General features: G+C 39.4%; 14 protein-coding genes and 1 pseudogene. 11 read left to right on the forward strand and 4 right to left on the reverse strand.

The window, feature by feature from the left end:
• Positions 1-1,724, reverse strand: a 1,724-nt coding sequence (locus B3W37_RS05775; RefSeq protein WP_483175035.1) for an ATP-dependent helicase, incomplete at its 3' end; no start/stop codon positions are given.
• A 257-nt stretch (positions 1,725-1,981) separates the two neighbouring features.
• Here B3W37_RS05775 and B3W37_RS05780 point away from each other — a divergent pair.
• From B3W37_RS05780 to B3W37_RS05810, 7 genes are all read left to right on the forward strand, one after another.
• The gene (locus B3W37_RS05780; RefSeq protein ID WP_483171496.1) at positions 1,982-2,665 is read left to right on the forward strand and encodes a DUF1287 domain-containing protein; all 684 of its coding nucleotides are present in this window, start codon (positions 1,982-1,984) and stop codon (positions 2,663-2,665) included.
• Positions 2,666-2,689: 24 nt separating this feature from the next.
• The gene (locus tag B3W37_RS05785; protein WP_481040903.1) at positions 2,690-3,100 is read left to right on the forward strand and encodes a Smr/MutS family protein; all 411 of its coding nucleotides are present in this window, start codon (positions 2,690-2,692) and stop codon (positions 3,098-3,100) included.
• A gap of 371 nt (positions 3,101-3,471) precedes the next feature.
• Entirely contained in the window at positions 3,472-5,169 is a 1,698-nt protein-coding gene (locus B3W37_RS05790; RefSeq protein ID WP_483175036.1) for a sigma-54 interaction domain-containing protein, read from the forward strand.
• Positions 5,170-5,372: 203 nt separating this feature from the next.
• Entirely contained in the window at positions 5,373-6,530 is a 1,158-nt protein-coding gene (locus tag B3W37_RS05795) for an iron-containing alcohol dehydrogenase (RefSeq protein ID WP_483175037.1), read from the forward strand.
• Between the two features lie 15 nt (positions 6,531-6,545).
• Positions 6,546-7,928: an aldehyde dehydrogenase family protein gene (locus tag B3W37_RS05800; RefSeq protein ID WP_483175038.1), complete on the forward strand. Its 1,383-nt coding sequence runs from the start codon at positions 6,546-6,548 to the stop codon at positions 7,926-7,928.
• Between the two features lie 228 nt (positions 7,929-8,156).
• On the forward strand, positions 8,157-9,551 hold the full coding sequence (locus tag B3W37_RS05805) for a uracil-xanthine permease family protein (protein ID WP_483175039.1): 1,395 nt from the start codon (positions 8,157-8,159) through the stop codon (positions 9,549-9,551).
• A gap of 420 nt (positions 9,552-9,971) precedes the next feature.
• The gene (locus tag B3W37_RS05810) at positions 9,972-11,450 is read left to right on the forward strand and encodes a sodium-dependent transporter (RefSeq protein ID WP_483175040.1); all 1,479 of its coding nucleotides are present in this window, start codon (positions 9,972-9,974) and stop codon (positions 11,448-11,450) included.
• 56 nt (positions 11,451-11,506) lie between these two features.
• On the opposite strand, the gene B3W37_RS05815 is transcribed toward B3W37_RS05810, so the two are convergent.
• From B3W37_RS05815 to B3W37_RS05825, 3 genes are read right to left on the reverse strand one after another with little or no spacing between them, the layout of a single operon-like run.
• Complete coding sequence (locus tag B3W37_RS05815; RefSeq protein WP_483175041.1) at positions 11,507-12,415, reverse strand: ribonuclease Z; 909 nt, start codon at positions 12,413-12,415, stop codon at positions 11,507-11,509.
• A gap of 60 nt (positions 12,416-12,475) precedes the next feature.
• Entirely contained in the window at positions 12,476-13,426 is a 951-nt protein-coding gene (locus B3W37_RS05820) for a nucleoside recognition domain-containing protein (RefSeq protein ID WP_483175042.1), read from the reverse strand.
• Between the two features lie 38 nt (positions 13,427-13,464).
• Entirely contained in the window at positions 13,465-14,664 is a 1,200-nt protein-coding gene (locus tag B3W37_RS05825) for a nucleotidyltransferase (RefSeq protein WP_483175043.1), read from the reverse strand.
• A 202-nt stretch (positions 14,665-14,866) separates the two neighbouring features.
• Here B3W37_RS05825 and cobU point away from each other — a divergent pair, with 202 nt between their 5' ends.
• The 4 genes and pseudogenes from cobU to B3W37_RS05845 form a co-directional block, all read left to right on the forward strand.
• Positions 14,867-15,478, forward strand: a complete 612-nt coding sequence (cobU, locus tag B3W37_RS05830; RefSeq protein WP_483175044.1) for a bifunctional adenosylcobinamide kinase/adenosylcobinamide-phosphate guanylyltransferase — start codon at positions 14,867-14,869, stop codon at positions 15,476-15,478.
• Positions 15,460-16,191, forward strand: coding sequence for an adenosylcobinamide-GDP ribazoletransferase (cobS, locus tag B3W37_RS05835; protein WP_483175045.1), 732 nt, complete (start codon positions 15,460-15,462; stop codon positions 16,189-16,191). The genes cobU and cobS overlap by 19 nt, the downstream gene beginning before the upstream one ends.
• Before the next feature lie 2 nt (positions 16,192-16,193).
• The gene (locus B3W37_RS05840; protein WP_483175046.1) at positions 16,194-16,775 is read left to right on the forward strand and encodes a histidine phosphatase family protein; all 582 of its coding nucleotides are present in this window, start codon (positions 16,194-16,196) and stop codon (positions 16,773-16,775) included.
• Between the two features lie 41 nt (positions 16,776-16,816).
• A pseudogene (locus tag B3W37_RS05845) lies at positions 16,817-17,380 on the forward strand (acetate kinase); the annotation flags it as partial.

Genomic DNA, 17,380 nt, shown 5'->3' on the forward strand with positions numbered 1-17,380 from the left:
GGGGTCTCGCTGCGGTAAGAAGGAAATACCCCTTCTTCCATGCCCGTCATGAAGACCACCGGAAATTCCAGGCCTTTGGCGCCGTGGAAAGTCATCATGAAAACGGTGTCGGAACGGTTGATTTCGTCAGTATCCTGCACCAGGGCCAGCTGGGCCAGGAACTCCTCCAGGCTTTCGCCTCCCTGGGCCTCAAATTCCACCGCCAGCGAGCGCAGTTCCTGCAGGTTCTCGATGCGGGTTTCAGCGTCCGGAGCATGGCTGTTTTTGAGTTCGTCCAGGTATCCGCTCAGTTCCAGGACCTGGTCGATGATCTCCCTGACCGATACGAATTCATGGGCCAAAGCGGTAAAATACCTCATCATACCATAAAATTCGGTCAGCTTTTCTGCGACCTTGCCGCTGATACCCGGAATAGAACTTACTTTATCCAGCACTTCCATCAAAGAAAGCCCGCTTTCAGCGGCTATGACATGTATCTTTTCCAGGGTCTTTTCTCCAATGCCCCGGCGGGGCACATTGATAATCCGCTCCAGGCTTAAGCGGTCATCATAATTGCAGGCCAGTTTGAGGTAAGCGATGATATCCTTAATCTCTTTGCGCTCGTAGAAACGGCGGGCGCCTACAATCTGATAGGGTATATATTTTTTTAACAAGGCCTCTTCCAGAACCCGGGACTGGGCATGAGTGCGGTAAAAAATCGCGCATTCGCTATAATGCCGCCCTTCGCGGTCCACTAAATCCGAAATAGAATCCGCCACGAAACGGGCTTCCTGAAAACTGTCCCCGGCGCAGAAATAGACCAACTTGCCTCCGCCCTGGTTTTCCGTGAAAAGCTGCTTTTCTTCGCGCTCCTCATTATTTACTATAACAGCATTGGCGGCCTCCAGGATACACTGGCTGGAGCGATAATTCTGCTCCAGTTTTATCACCCGGGCCTCAGGGTAATCGTTCAAGAAGCGCTTGATATTGAAAGGTTCCGCACCCCGCCAGCTATAAATGGATTGATCGGGATCGCCCACCACAAACAGGTTGTGGTGTTTTTGCGCCAAAAGCTTGGCCCATTTATACTGGGCAAAATTGGTGTCCTGATACTCGTCGATCATGATGTGTTTAAACCACTCCTGGTATTTATCCAGAACCTCGGGGTATTCCGTAAAAAGCCGCACGCACAAAACGATCAGATCCTCAAAATCCAAGGCATTGAGCTCTTTTAAGCGGCTCTGGTAAAGGCGGTGGACCCTGAGGTATTTTTCCCGCACCGATTGCGGGGCATGCAGTTTCATAAAAAATGCTTCCGGTTCGCCCAGACTGTTTTTGACCTTCTTGATCTGGTAGAGGATATTCTCGGGCTTATTCTCATAATCGTTTTCTTCTTTTAAGATGTTCTTGATAACAGTCTTGGAGTCGCCTTCATCCATGATAGAGAAATTGGGCTCGTAACCGAGGCGTTTAATATCCATGCGCAAAATGCGGTAACAGGCGGCGTGGAAGGTTTGAATCCATTGGCCGCTAAAATCGGGAAACAGGCGGGCGACCCTGGAACGCATCTCCTGGGCGGCTTTGTTGGTAAAAGTAATGGCCATGATGGACTGCGGCGATGCGCCCCGGTCGATGAGGTTGGCGATCCGGCGGGTCAACACCCTGGTTTTCCCGCTCCCGGCACCGGCCAAAACCATGCATGGCCCTTCTAAATGCAAGACTGCCTCCTGTTGCTGTTTATTCAATTCAGAAATAATCTCCTGGCTCACGGAAAAGCTCCTCTTTTGGCAAAATCCCTTTGGTCAGCGGCCGGTTTAACGGAGTTTTATAAACCGTATTTAACAAATATAACCCTTTTATAATAACACAAGTGAGTCTTTTTATCATGACCCTTCCAGGTCGGGGCTTTCCAGGTTATTGATATAAAACCTTGAAGTACGGCCCGGATATTATTACAATCCTTATAACAACAGTCGATTATCAGTGGGAGGAGAGGTTGGATTTGAAGCCGGGCTTCCGAATTATAGCAACAGCAGCGGTCTTGGCTTGCATCATAGCCGGTTGGGGCCTTTTTTCAAAACAGGATTTTGCTCCAATTACGATACCAATTCCGGTTGAAAAGGGTTTGCCGCCTTCTCCGGTGGAAAGCATCCCGGCAGACCAGTTAAAGACCCCGGACCTCATCCTCCTGGGGGCCAGGGCTGAAGCCGTTAACGGCACGCGTTATGACGCCTCTTATCAGGTGATGAGCTACCCCGGCGGGGACGTCGCCCCTGATAGGGGGGCATGCACCGATGTGGTGATACGCGCCTTTCGCAGGGCCGGTATTGACCTGCAGGCCTTGATTCACCAGGATATGCGGGACCGCTTTTCCGAATACCCGCAGCTATGGGGTTTGAAGGGTCCGGATGCCAATATTGACCACCGCCGCGTCCCCAATCAGATGGCTTATTTCAAGCGCCACGGTCAGACCCTGTCTGTGGAGAATCACAGTGATGAGACACTGTGGCAGTGGGGCGATGTGGTCTATTGGCGCTTTTCCAATGGACTCGAACACTGTGGCATTGTCAGCGACCGCCGCAATGAGGAGGGCATACCCCTGGTGATACACAACGCCAGTGTGTGCAGGGAGGAAGACGCTTTGTTGAGATGGGAGATCATCGGACATTACCGCTATCCCAAGTAATCGAGATCTAAAGGAGTGAAACAAATGGAGACCCTGAACCTGCACGGCCTGGGCCTCAACGAAGCGCTGGAAAAGACCCGCAACAGCCTGCAATGGTGCATGGATCACGGCGTGGATATACTCGACATCAACCATGGCAAAGGCCACCACAGTGAACGCAACTTTTCCGTGATCAAAACCGAGGTCAGGAAACTTCTCAAGTCCTGGCCGGAAATTAAGGCTTCAGGTTATAAGGTGGTCTATGGTGAATCCGATTTGCCGGTTTGCCTTACTTTTGACGCCGGGCACACGCTGGTTTTGCTCAAAGGGCTGGAGCAGCAATATCTGGGCGGGCAGAAAAAACAGGAGAAAAACCGGCAGATCTATTCAGAAGAGGCCCGCCGGGAGCGCAAAGCGGCCAAAACCCAAAAATCCCGAAAGCGTAAAAGCTACTGAGCCCTATCTTGGCGGAATCGCTAATTTTGCCAAAGTTTAAAGTTCACCCCAACCAGTCTCATGAATGAGTGACCCGCCATTGGGTATATAGTGGGGAAAGAAATATTATAATAACCCAATACATTTTTCGACAACAGTCTAAGATCGGTCAGAGGGCTCAACAGAGCATTGAATCAAGGAGTGAAATGTATAGATTCCGGCTATTAATTCCTTTACAATAAATATTGTAGTCCAATTGTCTATTTTATTTGGTTAAGCAACATACTCTGCTTCTTTGCATATCTTTTGCGGGCGATGAGCTACGAATGATATAGAGAGAGGTTTACGCCCGTTTATCTTAACCTGTTTGTCGGAAGTTAGGAGGGTTTATTTTGTTAGCGAAATATAACGCTAAAATATGTGATCTAGATCACAATACACCCCTGGCAGTCATAGATTCATCCGGTACGATAGTGGCCCGTTACGGCAGTGAGAGTGTCGCCCAGGTTTTAACAGTTGGTTCCAACATCACTGAACTGATTCCTGACCTGGTTTTAGAGAACTTATTCGTAGAAGAGAATCCATTCATTGCCTTTGTCGATCTTTCCCAGTATACCCTTGGAAGCGATCTTGCCGGGGGGTTGCTTATTCTGGTAAATGACAGCTATATACACCGGCAATGTACCGCTTATGCGATGGAAAGAGAAATGTTTCACAGCATTTTGGACAGCCGTTATGAGGGCATGATCTATGTCGATGAGAATCGCATCATCAGATATGTGAATCAGGCCTTTGCCGATTACAACCATACCACTGTGGAAAACATGATCGGACACAAAGTCGATGAATTTTTTCATGATGAAGACCTGGACCGGACTTTAAAGACTCGCACCCTACAACCCCTGGCTTATTCCCGTTTTGGCAACCGCAAATATATTACCTCGCGAAGGCCGGTCTACAAAAAAAACAACTTCGCGGGAGTATTTTCCAAGTACTTGAGCATTGACCCCAAAGATGTGGAAAAGAAATATGGCAGTTCATATATTGATATGATTGCCGGTTTGCAGACCAGGGATATCATGTCCAACGTCTCCCAGACCATTATTGAACTTGATTCATATAAAGATGAGTTCAGCCAGATCCATAAAGCCCGCCGGGGAATCAATAACATCATAGGGAAGAGCTCCATCATAAGCGATCTGAAAGAAAAGGTGCTGCTTATAGCGGATTCGCCTTCAACGGTATTATTGACCGGTGAGAGCGGCACCGGCAAAGAATTATTCGCGCAGGCCATACATTTCCATGGCGGCCGCTTTTCCAAGCCCTTTATAAGAGTCAACTGCGCCGCTATTCCCGAAACCCTCCTGGAATCGGAACTGTTCGGCTATGAGGAAGGAGCATTTACGGGAGCGGTCAGAGGAGGAAAAATTGGAAAGTTTGAACTGGCAGACGGGGGTACTCTGTTTTTAGACGAAATAGGGGATATGAGCTTCGATATGCAGTCTAAAATGCTTCGTGTTCTTCAGGACAAGGTGGTGGAAAGAGTCGGGGGAAATTCACCCAAGAAGATTGATGTAAGGCTGATAGCAGCCACTAATCAAAATTTATTAACGAAAATAGAAAAAGGGGAATTCAGAGAAGACCTGTATTACCGGCTTAATGTATTATTGCTTGAATTGCCTCCCCTTCGCGAAAGATTGGATGATATCGAGCCGTTATGCAGTTTTTTTATTTCGAAATATAACAATAAATTCGGTATTTATATTGAAAAGATAGACGATGAAGCAATGGATTATTTATTGAATTATATGTGGCCCGGCAACATCAGGGAGTTGGAAAATGTTATCGAAAGAGCATATAATTTTGTTGATGGAAATACAATACATGCTAAACAGCTCCCTGAAAAAATAATAAAGGGCAGGGGTGTTGTTTCCGTAGGAGACCTGAAAAATAATTTAAACAGTCTTGAAAAGCAATTGATTGTGGATACTTTAAAGGCATGCGGCGGAAATAAAAGCAAGACGGCACAGGTTTTAAAGATTAACAGAGCAAGTTTATATCAGAAGTTAAAAAAGCATGGTATGTTATAATTTTATACAGTGTTATAAAAGCATACAACATTGCTTTTTTTTAACATTACTAACGTTATCCCGTGAAAGTAAATTGAAAAGTGTATAGAAAAGTAACGGTACATTAAAAATTTATAACAGAAAACATTTGTAAATCAATATTAAAATGTTGGCATGAATAATGCATATTATTTAATGCAGCAATAACAATATGGGAGGTTACAATGAGTTCATATCAAATATTAATGCCTTTAACAGTTCTGTATGGAGCCGGGTGCATCGGGCAATTAGGAATCAAAGTAAGACCGTTGGGTAAAAAAGCTTTGATTGTAAGCGATAAAGTAATGACTGATACGGGTAATGTTCAAAAAATCCAGGATTTACTCGAGGAGCAGAATATCGGTTTTGAAGTTTACGATGAAGTAAATGGCGAACCTACGGATGTAATGATTGAAAAAGGGTTGAGCATTTATGAGGACGGGAACTGTGACTTTTTGGTAGGAATAGGCGGGGGAAGCCCGATAGATGCAGCAAAGGCAATAGGACTTATGGCGAACAATCCCGGAAGTATAGTTGATTATATGGGCTTAGGAAAGGTAAAAAAACCGCTTCCTCCTGTGGTAGCTATTGCCACAACTTCCGGAACCGGCTCGGAGGTTACTCAATTCACAATAATTGCCGACACAAAAAATAATGTTAAAATGCTCATAGGAAGTCCATACATAGTTCCTGCGGTTGCAGTAAACGATCCGCTTCTTACATTGAGCGTTCCTGCAAAAACAACTGCGGCTACAGGTATAGATGCATTTACTCATGCCATTGAAGCATATATTTCAAAAAAAGCTCATCCATTTACCGAGACAATGTCTTTATCCGCTATAAGGAGAATATCAAAATATATCAGAAGAGCTTGGGCAAACGGTGACGACCTGGAGGCGAGAAATGAAATGATGATAGCTTCAATGGAAGCGGGAATTGCTTTCAGCAATGCTTCCGTAACAATAGTGCATGGCATGAGCCGGCCTATAGGAGCAGTATTCCATGTTGCTCACGGCATATCAAATGCGGTGCTTTTACCTAAATGTATGGAATTTGCACTTATGGGAGCTCCCGAAAAATTTGCGAGAGTAGCTGATGCTATGGGGGAAAATATTAAAAGGCTTACAACGATGGAAGCTGCAAAGAAAGCTGTTGCAGCAATAAAACAAATGAATGACGATTTGGAAATACCGTCAATTTCAGGACTTGGCATAGATAAGGACGAATTTTTAGCCGTAGCGGAAAAAATGGCGCAGGATGCAATAAACAGTGGAAGCCCCGGAAACACACCGAGGAAGGTAAGCCTGGAACAAATAATTCAAATATACAAAGATTCATTATAAAATAGGAGGAATGTAATGACTAACGCAACAGAATATGTAGCTTCATTAATTGAAAGAGCAAGAAAGGCACAGGAAATAGCAGAAGGCTTCAGTCAGGAAAGAGTGGACCATCTGACAAAGGCAATTGTCTGGAATATTGTAAAGCCTGACAATGCTGATAAAATTTCTAAATTGGCAGTGGAAGAAACACAATACGGAAATTATGATTCAAAATATGCAAAGCTTATGACCAAGCTTAAAGGCGCCCTGAGAGACATGGAGGGCAAAAAAAGCATGGGAGTTATCGAGAGAAATGAAGAAAAAGGATTAATTAAAATAGCCAAACCTGTGGGAGTGATAGGAGCGGTTATTCCGGTTACAAATCCTGAGGCAACTCCTGTATTAAAAGCAATAATGGCAATTAAAACAAGAAATGCCATAGTGATGTCTCCGCATCCGAAATCAAAGGCAACTAATACTTATATTGTAAATATTATCAGAGATGTTTTAAAAAAATATGATGCCCCGGAAGATTTGGTAATAGGTATTGAAGAACCTACATTGGATATTTCACAGGAGCTTATGAAGCAAAGCGACTTAGTTTTGGCAACCGGCGGCGGCGGACTTGTTAAAGCAGCCTATACATCGGGAACTCCCGCTTATGGCGTAGGTGTAGGCAATGCGGTTGTTATTGTGGACGAAACAGCGGACATTAAGGATGCTGCGGATAAAATAAAAAGAAGCAAAACATTTGACTTTGCAACAAGCTGTTCAGCGGAAAATTCACTTGTTATTCAGGAAGACATTTATGATGACTTGGTAAAAGCGTTGATAGATGAAGGCGGTTATTTGTTAAGTGCGGAAGAAAAAGCTTTGATGCAGTCAAAAATGTGGGTTAACGGTGCTTTGGCAAGAGAAATAATTGCACAGCCTGCAAAGAAGATTGCGGAATATGTGGGATTGAAAATTCCTGAAGACAGAACTTTCTTCATGGTTGAAGAAACAAATGTAGGCAAAGAATATCCGTTTTCGGGAGAAAAACTATCAGTTACCGTTACATTGTATAAATACAAAGAATTCGCTGATGCAATTGACAGAGTAAATGAAATCACGGAATACCAGGGTAAGGGTCATTCCTGCGGCATTCATTCGACAAATGATGAGCATATACTAAAGTATGCTTTAAAAACCAAGACCAGCCGTCTTATGGTGAGACAGCCTCAATGCCTGTCAAACAGCGGTGCTTGGACAAACGGAATGCCTATGACACTAAGTCTTGGCTGCGGAACCTGGGGAGGAAATATATCAAGCGACAACATAACCTGGGAAAAACTTCTGAACATAACCTGGGTATCATATCCTACACCTCCAAATCAGCCTACGGATGAAGAATTGTTCGGAGATATAATGTACGAATAATCCGACAATGTATAACAAATCAGAGTCCTGTTTCAGGACTCTTTTATTAGCTTTAGCGGCTTTAACGTCTTGTTGAAATTTGTAATATTTTGCTGTTGACCCAGGTGATTGTTCGTGCTATAATTGGTTAAAATAATCTTTAACACGGTACCGTGATGCCGTCAAGATTTGCATATCCATATAATTTTTTTGTGCATATTTCCTTGGCGGCTGGTCGAGGTTTTTTTTATGCCATATGACCGTGCTGGATTAGGTTCTTATTATATGGAGGTATGTATGTCAACAAAAAATGAAGTTTTCGGTTATTTGCCGGACGAGCGTCCGCCCCTTATCGGCCTTATTTTCTTTGCATTGCAGCAGATAGTTGTAATGTTCCCCGCAACGGTTTTAGTTGCTCTTATTACAGGTTTTCATGTTTCTACCACAATATTTGCAAGCGGCCTTGCAACATTAGGATTTATACTTATAACAGGAAGACAAATTCCCCTGTACTATGGTTCAAGCTTCTCATATATTGCAGCAATAGCATCTATCATGAGTGCTGAAGCATTCGCTCAATATTCCCTGAATGATAAAATTTCAATTGCACAATTTGGTATAATAATGTCCGGCTTCGTTTCTATAATTGCAGGCTATGTAATTAATAAATCAGGCAAGGAAAAAATCGACAAGGTTCTGCCTGCTACCGTTACCGGAAGCATAGCCATAATTATCGGATTGTCCCTTGCGGCTAATGCAATGACAAATGCGGCGTCCTTTCCGGAAGCTGCACAAGGCAATGCTTTTGCGGGAAGCTATGCATGGATTATAGCAATAATAACCTTACTGTCAACAATTCTATACTCTGTGTATTTAAAAGGAAAACTAAGCCAGCTTCCTATCTTGTTCGGTCTTTTGACCGGTTATGCGGCAGCATTGATAATAGGAAAAATTTCCGGTATTCCTTTTGTAGCATTTAATACAATTCAATCTGCCGGGGTGTTTAATCTTCCCACATTCACTTTGCCGAAGCCTTCAATTACAGCGATAGTTGCAATCATGCCGATTGCCATAGCTACTATTCCCGAATCCACAGCCCATGTATATCAGCTGGACATTTATGTAAATGATTTGGCAAGGAAGAAGGGTGTAAATAAAAAATATGATATTGAAAATAAATTGGGTCTGAATCTTATAGGCGACGGAATAGGCGACATTATTTCCGGATTTATCGGAGGCCCTGCGGGAACAAACTATGGTGAAAATATAAGTGCCATGGCAATTTCAAAAAACTTTTCCATATATGTATTGATGCTTGCAGCAGTATTGACAATGATAATTTCATGCTTTACTCCCTTGATTAATATAATATATTCAATTCCTACATCCGTAATCGGAGGATTGTCAATATACTTATTCGGTGTTATCGGTGCTCAGGGCATAACAATCATGTTAGACAGAAAAGTAGATATGTTCAGCTCAAAGAATTTAGCGGTAATAGCTGTAATTTTAATAGTAGGGCTTGGAGGAAGCTTTGGATTTGAAGGGGGAATGATTCCCATGTTTGGAATTCAAATACCTGCCATTGCCACGGCGGCTGTAGTCGGAATTGCTCTTAACCTCATGCTTTCAATAGGTGAATAATATAAAGAGTTTGATAAATATGATTTGAAATACAGGATTCTTCGGACAGCTTCTGAAGAATCTTTTTTTGATGGAGCAAACAAACTTGATGTACTCCCTTACAATTTGAAAAAAATTCATAAATAGAATTATTAACCATAATATAGTATTAAGCTGCATGCTAATTGTTTAAATTATAACATGATTATTTTGCTGGACAAACGAATTCCTATATAGTATAATCATTTCACCAGGGGTATTTTCAGAATTATATAAGGTGAATACGTTTACAAAACTTAAAAAGAAGGGGGTAATAAGTCGAATTCTTTGTTAATCGGGAGGTGAATGATTTTTAATTTTTATGTTTTCCTGTAAATTATTAACGGAATAATTTTTATCACTATTAATATTTATAAAAAAGAAAGAAAGGAAGGTATAATAATGGACAAAGAAAATAACAGAGGTCAATGGGCCAGTAATTTTGGTTTCTTAATGGCAGCTATTGGTTCAGCAGTTGGATTGGGAAATATTTGGGGATTCCCTTATAAAATGGGAGCAAACGGAGGGTTTGCATTTCTATTGGTATATTTAATTTTGGTTTCATTTGTCGGATTTGCAACCATGTTAGGAGAGCTTGCCTTAGGTAGAAAATATGGTTTAGGAGTTATCGGAACCTACAGGTTAATCGGCAAGAAGTATGAATGGATAGGCTGGCTCGGATTTTTATCAGGGTTCTTCATTTTAGGTTTCTACAGCGTTTTGGGAGGTTATACACTGCGTTATACATTCGGGTTCCTCTTGGAAATGTTCAGTAAGGGTGCCGGCTTTGGCGGAATGGGAAGCGGAGAATTTTTTGGCTCCTTCATAGTTAACGGAGGGGGCAATCTTCTGTATCATGCTATTTTCATGGCTTTGACCATCTACATTGTAATGGGCGGTATTTCAAGCGGTATTGAGAAATTTACAAAGGTCGCAATGCCTGCACTGTTTATTATGCTTGTTGTAGTTATAATCCGAAGCGTTACATTGGAAGGCGCTTTTGTAGGTCTGCAATTTATGTTTGTTCCAAACTTTGCAGCCTTTACGGAAATAGGCTTTATGAAGGTTCTTAAGACAGCGGCGGGGCAGATGTTCTTCTCACTGTCCTTGGGTATGGGGTGTATGATAACTTATGGCTCTTATCTTACCAAAAGCGAAAACTTAGAGAAAAATGCAATGATTATTCCTATAGCAGATACAATTTTTGCTCTGTGTGCCGGTTTGGCGGTAATGCCTGCTGTTGGTGCATTCATGTATCAGGGAGTTGAAGGAATTAGCTTCACAGGAGGTCCCGGGCTGTTGTTTATAACATTGCACCAGGTATTTAGCGTAGGTATGGGCGGATTTATCGGCAATCTTTTTGGAGTAATTTTCTACTTCCTTGTGTTCATAGCAGCCATTACTTCGGCAATTTCACTGCTGGAGGTTTGCACGGCATTCTTTATCGACAGAAAAGTTGAAAAAGGAGAAGCTCCAAACCGTAAGATTATAACAATTATTACAGGCTTTGCAATTTTCTTGGTAGGCAGTCTTGTATGTCTTGACGGACTTGGTTCGGGCGTAGCGGGCGGAGCTATAATTGACCCTCCGGGTGTTCTGTTAGGAATGGAGAATATCCGTGTTGCATTTGCTTCTTGGCTTGATTTCTATGACATGATTTCCGAAGGAGTATTCATGCCTCTTGGTGCAATCCTGATGTCCTTAATTATCGGTTGGGCTTTGAAAACAAAAACAATCAAAGAAGAAGTGGAAGCTTCTCCGGGAGTTCAGATGGTAGCATACAAGTTCTGGGATATTTGCTTTAAGTTTATAGTTCCGATAGGAATTTTCTTAGTATTGATAGGTCAGCTTGACGATTTCTTCGGGTTAAAAATATTCTAAGAATATATTAAGAATAATACAATATAAAAGAGCGGATAACCGCTCTTTTTAAATGTCTATTGGGATTTTAACGTCTTGCTCATCAGGTCCCTGCCTATTACAGTATTAGGAAAAATATTTAATGCTGTTTTCAAATAATCCTCCGGCGACGGCATAGAGGGACTGAAATGTGTCAGCCATAATTCCTTTACATTTGAATTTAAAGCAATTTTTGCAGCTTCCGAAAAAATCATATGCATTTTTTCAACAGCGCTCGAAAGTTGCTCATCATCACCATACATTCCTTCACAAATAAGCAGGTCGGAATTTTTTGCAATTTCATCTATAAATTTAACGGGTCTTGTGTCTGTTACATAGGAAATTTTAATGGGAATTCTCGGAGCTCCTAAAACCATGTCCGGAGTAATAGTTTTATTATCAACTGTAACATCTTCGCCGCTGTGAAGAAGCTTCCACAGCTTTACCGGAATATTCAGCTTTTTAGCTTTTTCCGGCTGGAAATGAGGTCTTAAATTAAGCTCAAGGCTGTATCCTAAACAGTTTATATGATGCTTTAACGGAATTGACGTTATATTTAAACCTATTTGATTAAATTTCTGTGGCTTTGTGTCATGAAGCTCTGAGATTCTTACTTCATAGGGAAGAAAGCCGCAAACAACCAACAGTGAGTTTATAATTTTCGTGCTTCCCCTTGGAGCTATAATATTTAAGGGCTCAGATCTGCCATGATTCCCGATTGTAAGCAACAGTCCCGGAAGACCTGTCACGTGGTCGGCATGGCAATGAGTAATCAATATGGTATCAATTTTATTTAAGCTTAATTTTCCTTTGTGGAGTGAAATCTGGGTACCTTCGCCGCAGTCTATAAGTATTGCTCTTCCGTTATATTCAATATGGCATGATGCCAAATATCTGCCGGGAAGGGGTACCATACCTCCTGTGCCGATTAAAGTTACGTTTATCATTTTATCACCTTTTCTCCGTAGTTAATTTATTATACATAGTAATGCTTTATATTTCAATAATTATGTAATAATTAACATCCCAATGCAGATTATAACCGATGTTATTCCCTGAATAGCCCTGTAAAAAATATAATTGCCTATATTGAAGTTAAAATCATTTGTAACCGCCAATGTTTGAAAAATTACGGATATGCCTGAGAAACTAATGAGAAAATTAATTATTATCAGCTTTATATCAGTTGGCAGAGAGGAGGATGCCGCAACGCTGCAGCCGTTGGCAATCTCTAAAATCCCTACGGAAACAGAATGTATAATATCGCTGTGCTGAGCGCTCAAGGAAAAATATTCTGATGCCGAAATAAGTATTGCATCAAAAAAGTTGGAAAATACAGAAAATATAACTATTACACCGCCAATGGACAATATGGAGGCAACCGATTTATAAATTGATGAATTGAAGGCATCATAAAATGAAATGTATTTTTGCTTTTTTTCATTTATAACAGTGTGATGAATATCATTTTTCCTTAAAATTATCCCGATAAAAACTGCACCTAACAAATGGGGAACAACAATGTATTTATATAAATTAAAGTCGCCAAGCATTGAAAAGGACACTGCTCCAGCCATAAACTGAAAGCTACAGTTATTTGTGAAAGTAATCAATGAATTTGCTTCACGGCTGTCTATTCTTTTATAGGAAGCCATTGTATTTATCGTCATTGCTCCTGACGGATAACCTACCACGAAGCTTATAAAATAGGGGATGAATGCATATTTGCTGTTAAAAATCCTGTTTGATAAAAAGGACAATTTATCCGACATTCTATATAAAAAATTGTATTGCAGCAATATGTTTGATAAAATAGACATGGGAAGCAAATAAGGGATCATGTTGTTAACCCAAATTTTAAGACCGTTAAAAACACCTTCCGATACTATGCTCGGTTTCATAACAAATAAACAAATAATAAACATTATAAAAACAGGAATAAAATTTCTTTTCAACATAAAAACACCCCCTGTTTATTTTATTGTCCCAGAGTGCTTTATATGTCTATATATACTGCATTTTCTGTAAACTCACTGTTTATTTTCCTGTTTTTCAGCGGAAGATAATAAATATTTGATGACTTGTTAGTTATATTAAAACACTTAATTTTTTTAGGTACTAAATTATATTTTTTGTAATCCGAATACCTGTTTATTACCTTTATTTCCTTGTTCTTTTCATATTTCAATGCCTTTCTGCCAATATTATTAAAGGCAAGAACCTTAAGGCAATTATTTTCAGTTGACATAAGTTCACTTATGTCAACCGTTTTTATATCAAGCATGATATTAAGGAGGCATCTCCTTAGCCTTGAATATGTATAGCGTTTAGATTTAAGGGACAGAATTAGCTCATCAATACTTCCATGCTTATAAATCTGTTTTATTATTTTATTGTTTAATCCTTCCTTTATTTCATAAATTTTATTTAAATCATCACTAATAATTATTTTATAATACAAATAATCAATATAATTTTCTAAAGTGTTAAATTTTTTGTGCTCTTTATAAAACTCTTTTATTAATTGCATACTTTTTTCAGTCAGCTTAAGATTATTAAAGGAGCCTTTCGATAAGCAGTTTCTTATGGCAGTTGCACTATGAAAGGTCCCTGTAATTTCAGTGTCATTGTGAGACATCCCTAAACGTTTAACAGGATAGTATTGAAGGTTTAAATTAAGCTTTATAGCGCTTTTTATATATTCGACGGCCAAAACATTATTAGGAGAATATACGACTTCTGCTTCATCATTATGCATAAACATAAGGGCATTTGACATAGCTCTTGGGTAGGATAATCCTTTTTTCATTTCCTCCTTAATATGCTTATTGAATTCAGGTGTTAATTGTATTGAAGCAATTTTCTCCAATAGCTTAACATTATCGTTTTCACAGCCGAAGCTGATGGAATCAATATGAAGCTTGCTTAATTCCTTTATTGCCGCAAGAGCAAACATTTCTGCATTCTGACATGAAAAAGGCATTGGGAGCTCGATAACAATATCGGCACCGCCATAAATTGCAGCTTCAGCTCGTTTGAATTTATCAATGATTGCAGGCTCTCCACGCTGGACATAGTTACCGCTCATAACAACTGCAATACAATCACAGCCTGATAAATTTTTAGCTGTTTTAAGCTGGTATTCATGTCCTGCATGAAAGGGATTGTATTCTGCTACAACACCGGTTATTCTCATAAATATATCCTTTCAAAGTATGACAAGGGGACGGGGGTGTTCCTTTTCATACCTGTTGGTTTTCTATCTATATCTTAATGATAAATAAAACCAATGTCAATCAAAGAATTTTAAGAACCGTCCCCAATATTTTACGGTACTTAAAATTCTTGTTTATTTTTTACTAAATTGGTGATATAATATATAATGTTAATGGTAAAAAATGTTGAATGGTGATAGCATGAGCGTAATATTTATTATTGGCGGTGCAAGAAGCGGGAAAAGCACATTTGCGGAATTAAAAGCAAAAGAATATTCAGAAAATGTATTGTATCTTGCAACTGCTGCTGTAACAGATCAAGCAATGGCTGACAGGGTTAAGAAACATAGAGAACAAAGACCGGATTCATGGCATACCTTAGAGATGCACTTCGATTTTGGAACCATAGTAAATAAAGATGAATTTGTTAAGTCAAAAGTAGTTCTTTTGGACTGCATAACAACAATGATTGGAAATTTCATGGTTGAGAGTAAATTGGATTTTGATACCTGTAGCATTGAAGATGTTAATATTTTGGAAAATAAAATTACCGAAGAGGTTTTTTCATTAATAAGTTTATGTAATGAAAGCAATAAAGAACTTATAATAGTATCTAACGAAACAGGTATGGGTGTTGTGCCTCCTTACTATATGGGGAACTACTTCAGAGACATAAGCGGACGGCTCAATAATAAAATCGGAGTTAAATCTGAACATATGTATTTCATTTTTTCCGGAATACCCATCAAGCTTAAACATAAAGGGGAAATGGTAAAATGGCTTCAGGATTTTTAATTCTCATTTCTTTTTTTACGCGAATTCCAATCGGAAGAAAGGTTGAATTTAATGAAGAAAACTTTATAAGCTCACTGAATCTTTACACACTAATAGGAGTGGTAATAGGCTTTCTTTTAGCCGTTACATATTTAATTTTTAACAATCATATATCCTTCCTAAGAGGGCTGGTAATTACTGTAATGTACATTGTTATAACCGGCGGTATACATTTAGACGGTGCTGCAGATACTGCAGACGGTTTATTATCAGGCAGGATAGGAAATAAAGTTTTTGATATTATGAGTGATTCACACATAGGAGCTTTTGGAGCTATAACCTTGATATTAATTATACTTTCTCAATTTGTTCTATTTTCCTTCAGCAACATTGAAACCGTTTTTATGATGCCCCTTGCAGGACGAGCAAGCACAATAGCTGCTTGTTGGAATAAAAAGTACGCTAAGAATACAAAAGGTATGGGAACTGCATTTATAGAAAACATAAATAATAGGGTTGTTCTTGTAAATTTAATTATATTATTTATTTTTTCAATGCTTTCATGGTATAGAACAATAATATTCACTGCATGCTTTGCTGCAATAGCTGTTTCATATTTTATATCCACATTGATAGATGATAAAATAGGCGGCATGACAGGAGATACATGCGGAGCTGTAGCGGAAATAAGCCAAATAGTTTTTATGATAACAGTGCTTTTCTTAAAGGGGTAGTTATGATATACTTAGTTCGTCACGGAGAATCAGAAGCAAATGTAAGCAAGAGATTCAGCGGCATAACAGATGTTGAATTAACTGAAACAGGTGCTTTGCAGGCAGCAAAGGCAGGAAGGAAATTAAAGGGTGAAAAAATACATAAAATTTTTTCCAGCCCGTTAAAAAGAGCAAAAAATACAGCTGAAATAATAGCTGATGAAATCAGTTTCAATAAAAAAGACATAATTATTGACAATTGTTTAACAGAAGTTAATTTCGGCATTTTTGAAAACCTTAAATGGGAAGAAATAGTAGAACTTTATGCTGATGAAATAGAAAACTGGATTGAATTTAAACATAAATACAAATTTCCCAAAGGGGAAGGCTATGATGATATAATTAAAAGGGTTTCATGCTTTATGGATAATGTACCTGACAATTCATTAATATCAACTCATTACGGTGTAATTCAAGGGATTCTTTTGTATCTTAAAATAGCCGATGATGACACCTTGTGGAATTATGAAATATCAAATTGCGATATATTTGTATTAAAAAACAAAAAAATTGAAAAGATAATTAAATGTTGCTTTAAAATCTAAAGGATTTTATATATAAATAAAACAAACTATGGAGGAATAATATGAATGTATTAGTAATTAACTGCGGCAGTTCATCATTGAAGTATCAATTAATAAATATGGATGGCGAAATTGTTTTAGCTAAAGGTTTAGTTGAAAGAATTGGAATTGAAGGCAGTTTATTAAAACATGAAAAAACAGGATTAGACAAATTGCTTATTGAAGAAGACTTAAAAAACCATAAGGATGCAATCAATCTTGTACTAAAAACATTGCTTGATTCAAAGTACGGCGCAGTAAATTCTTTGGACGAAATTGATGCAGTAGGACACAGAGTAGTTCACGGCGGAGAAAAATTTGCTTCTTCAGTATTAATTGACGATGAAGTAATTGAAGCAATGAAGGAATGTATAGGGTTAGCACCTCTTCACAATCCTCCTAACATCATAGGTATTGAAGCATGTAAGGAATTATTGCCTGATGTTCCCATGGTAGGGGTATTTGATACAGCATTTCATCAGACAATGCCTCCTGTATCCTTCATGTATCCTTTGCCCTATGAGTTATATGAAGAACTGAAAATAAGAAGATACGGATTCCATGGAACATCACATAAATATGTTTCT

The sequence above is a fragment of the Syntrophomonas sp. UBA5494 genome, from assembly GCF_002426325.1.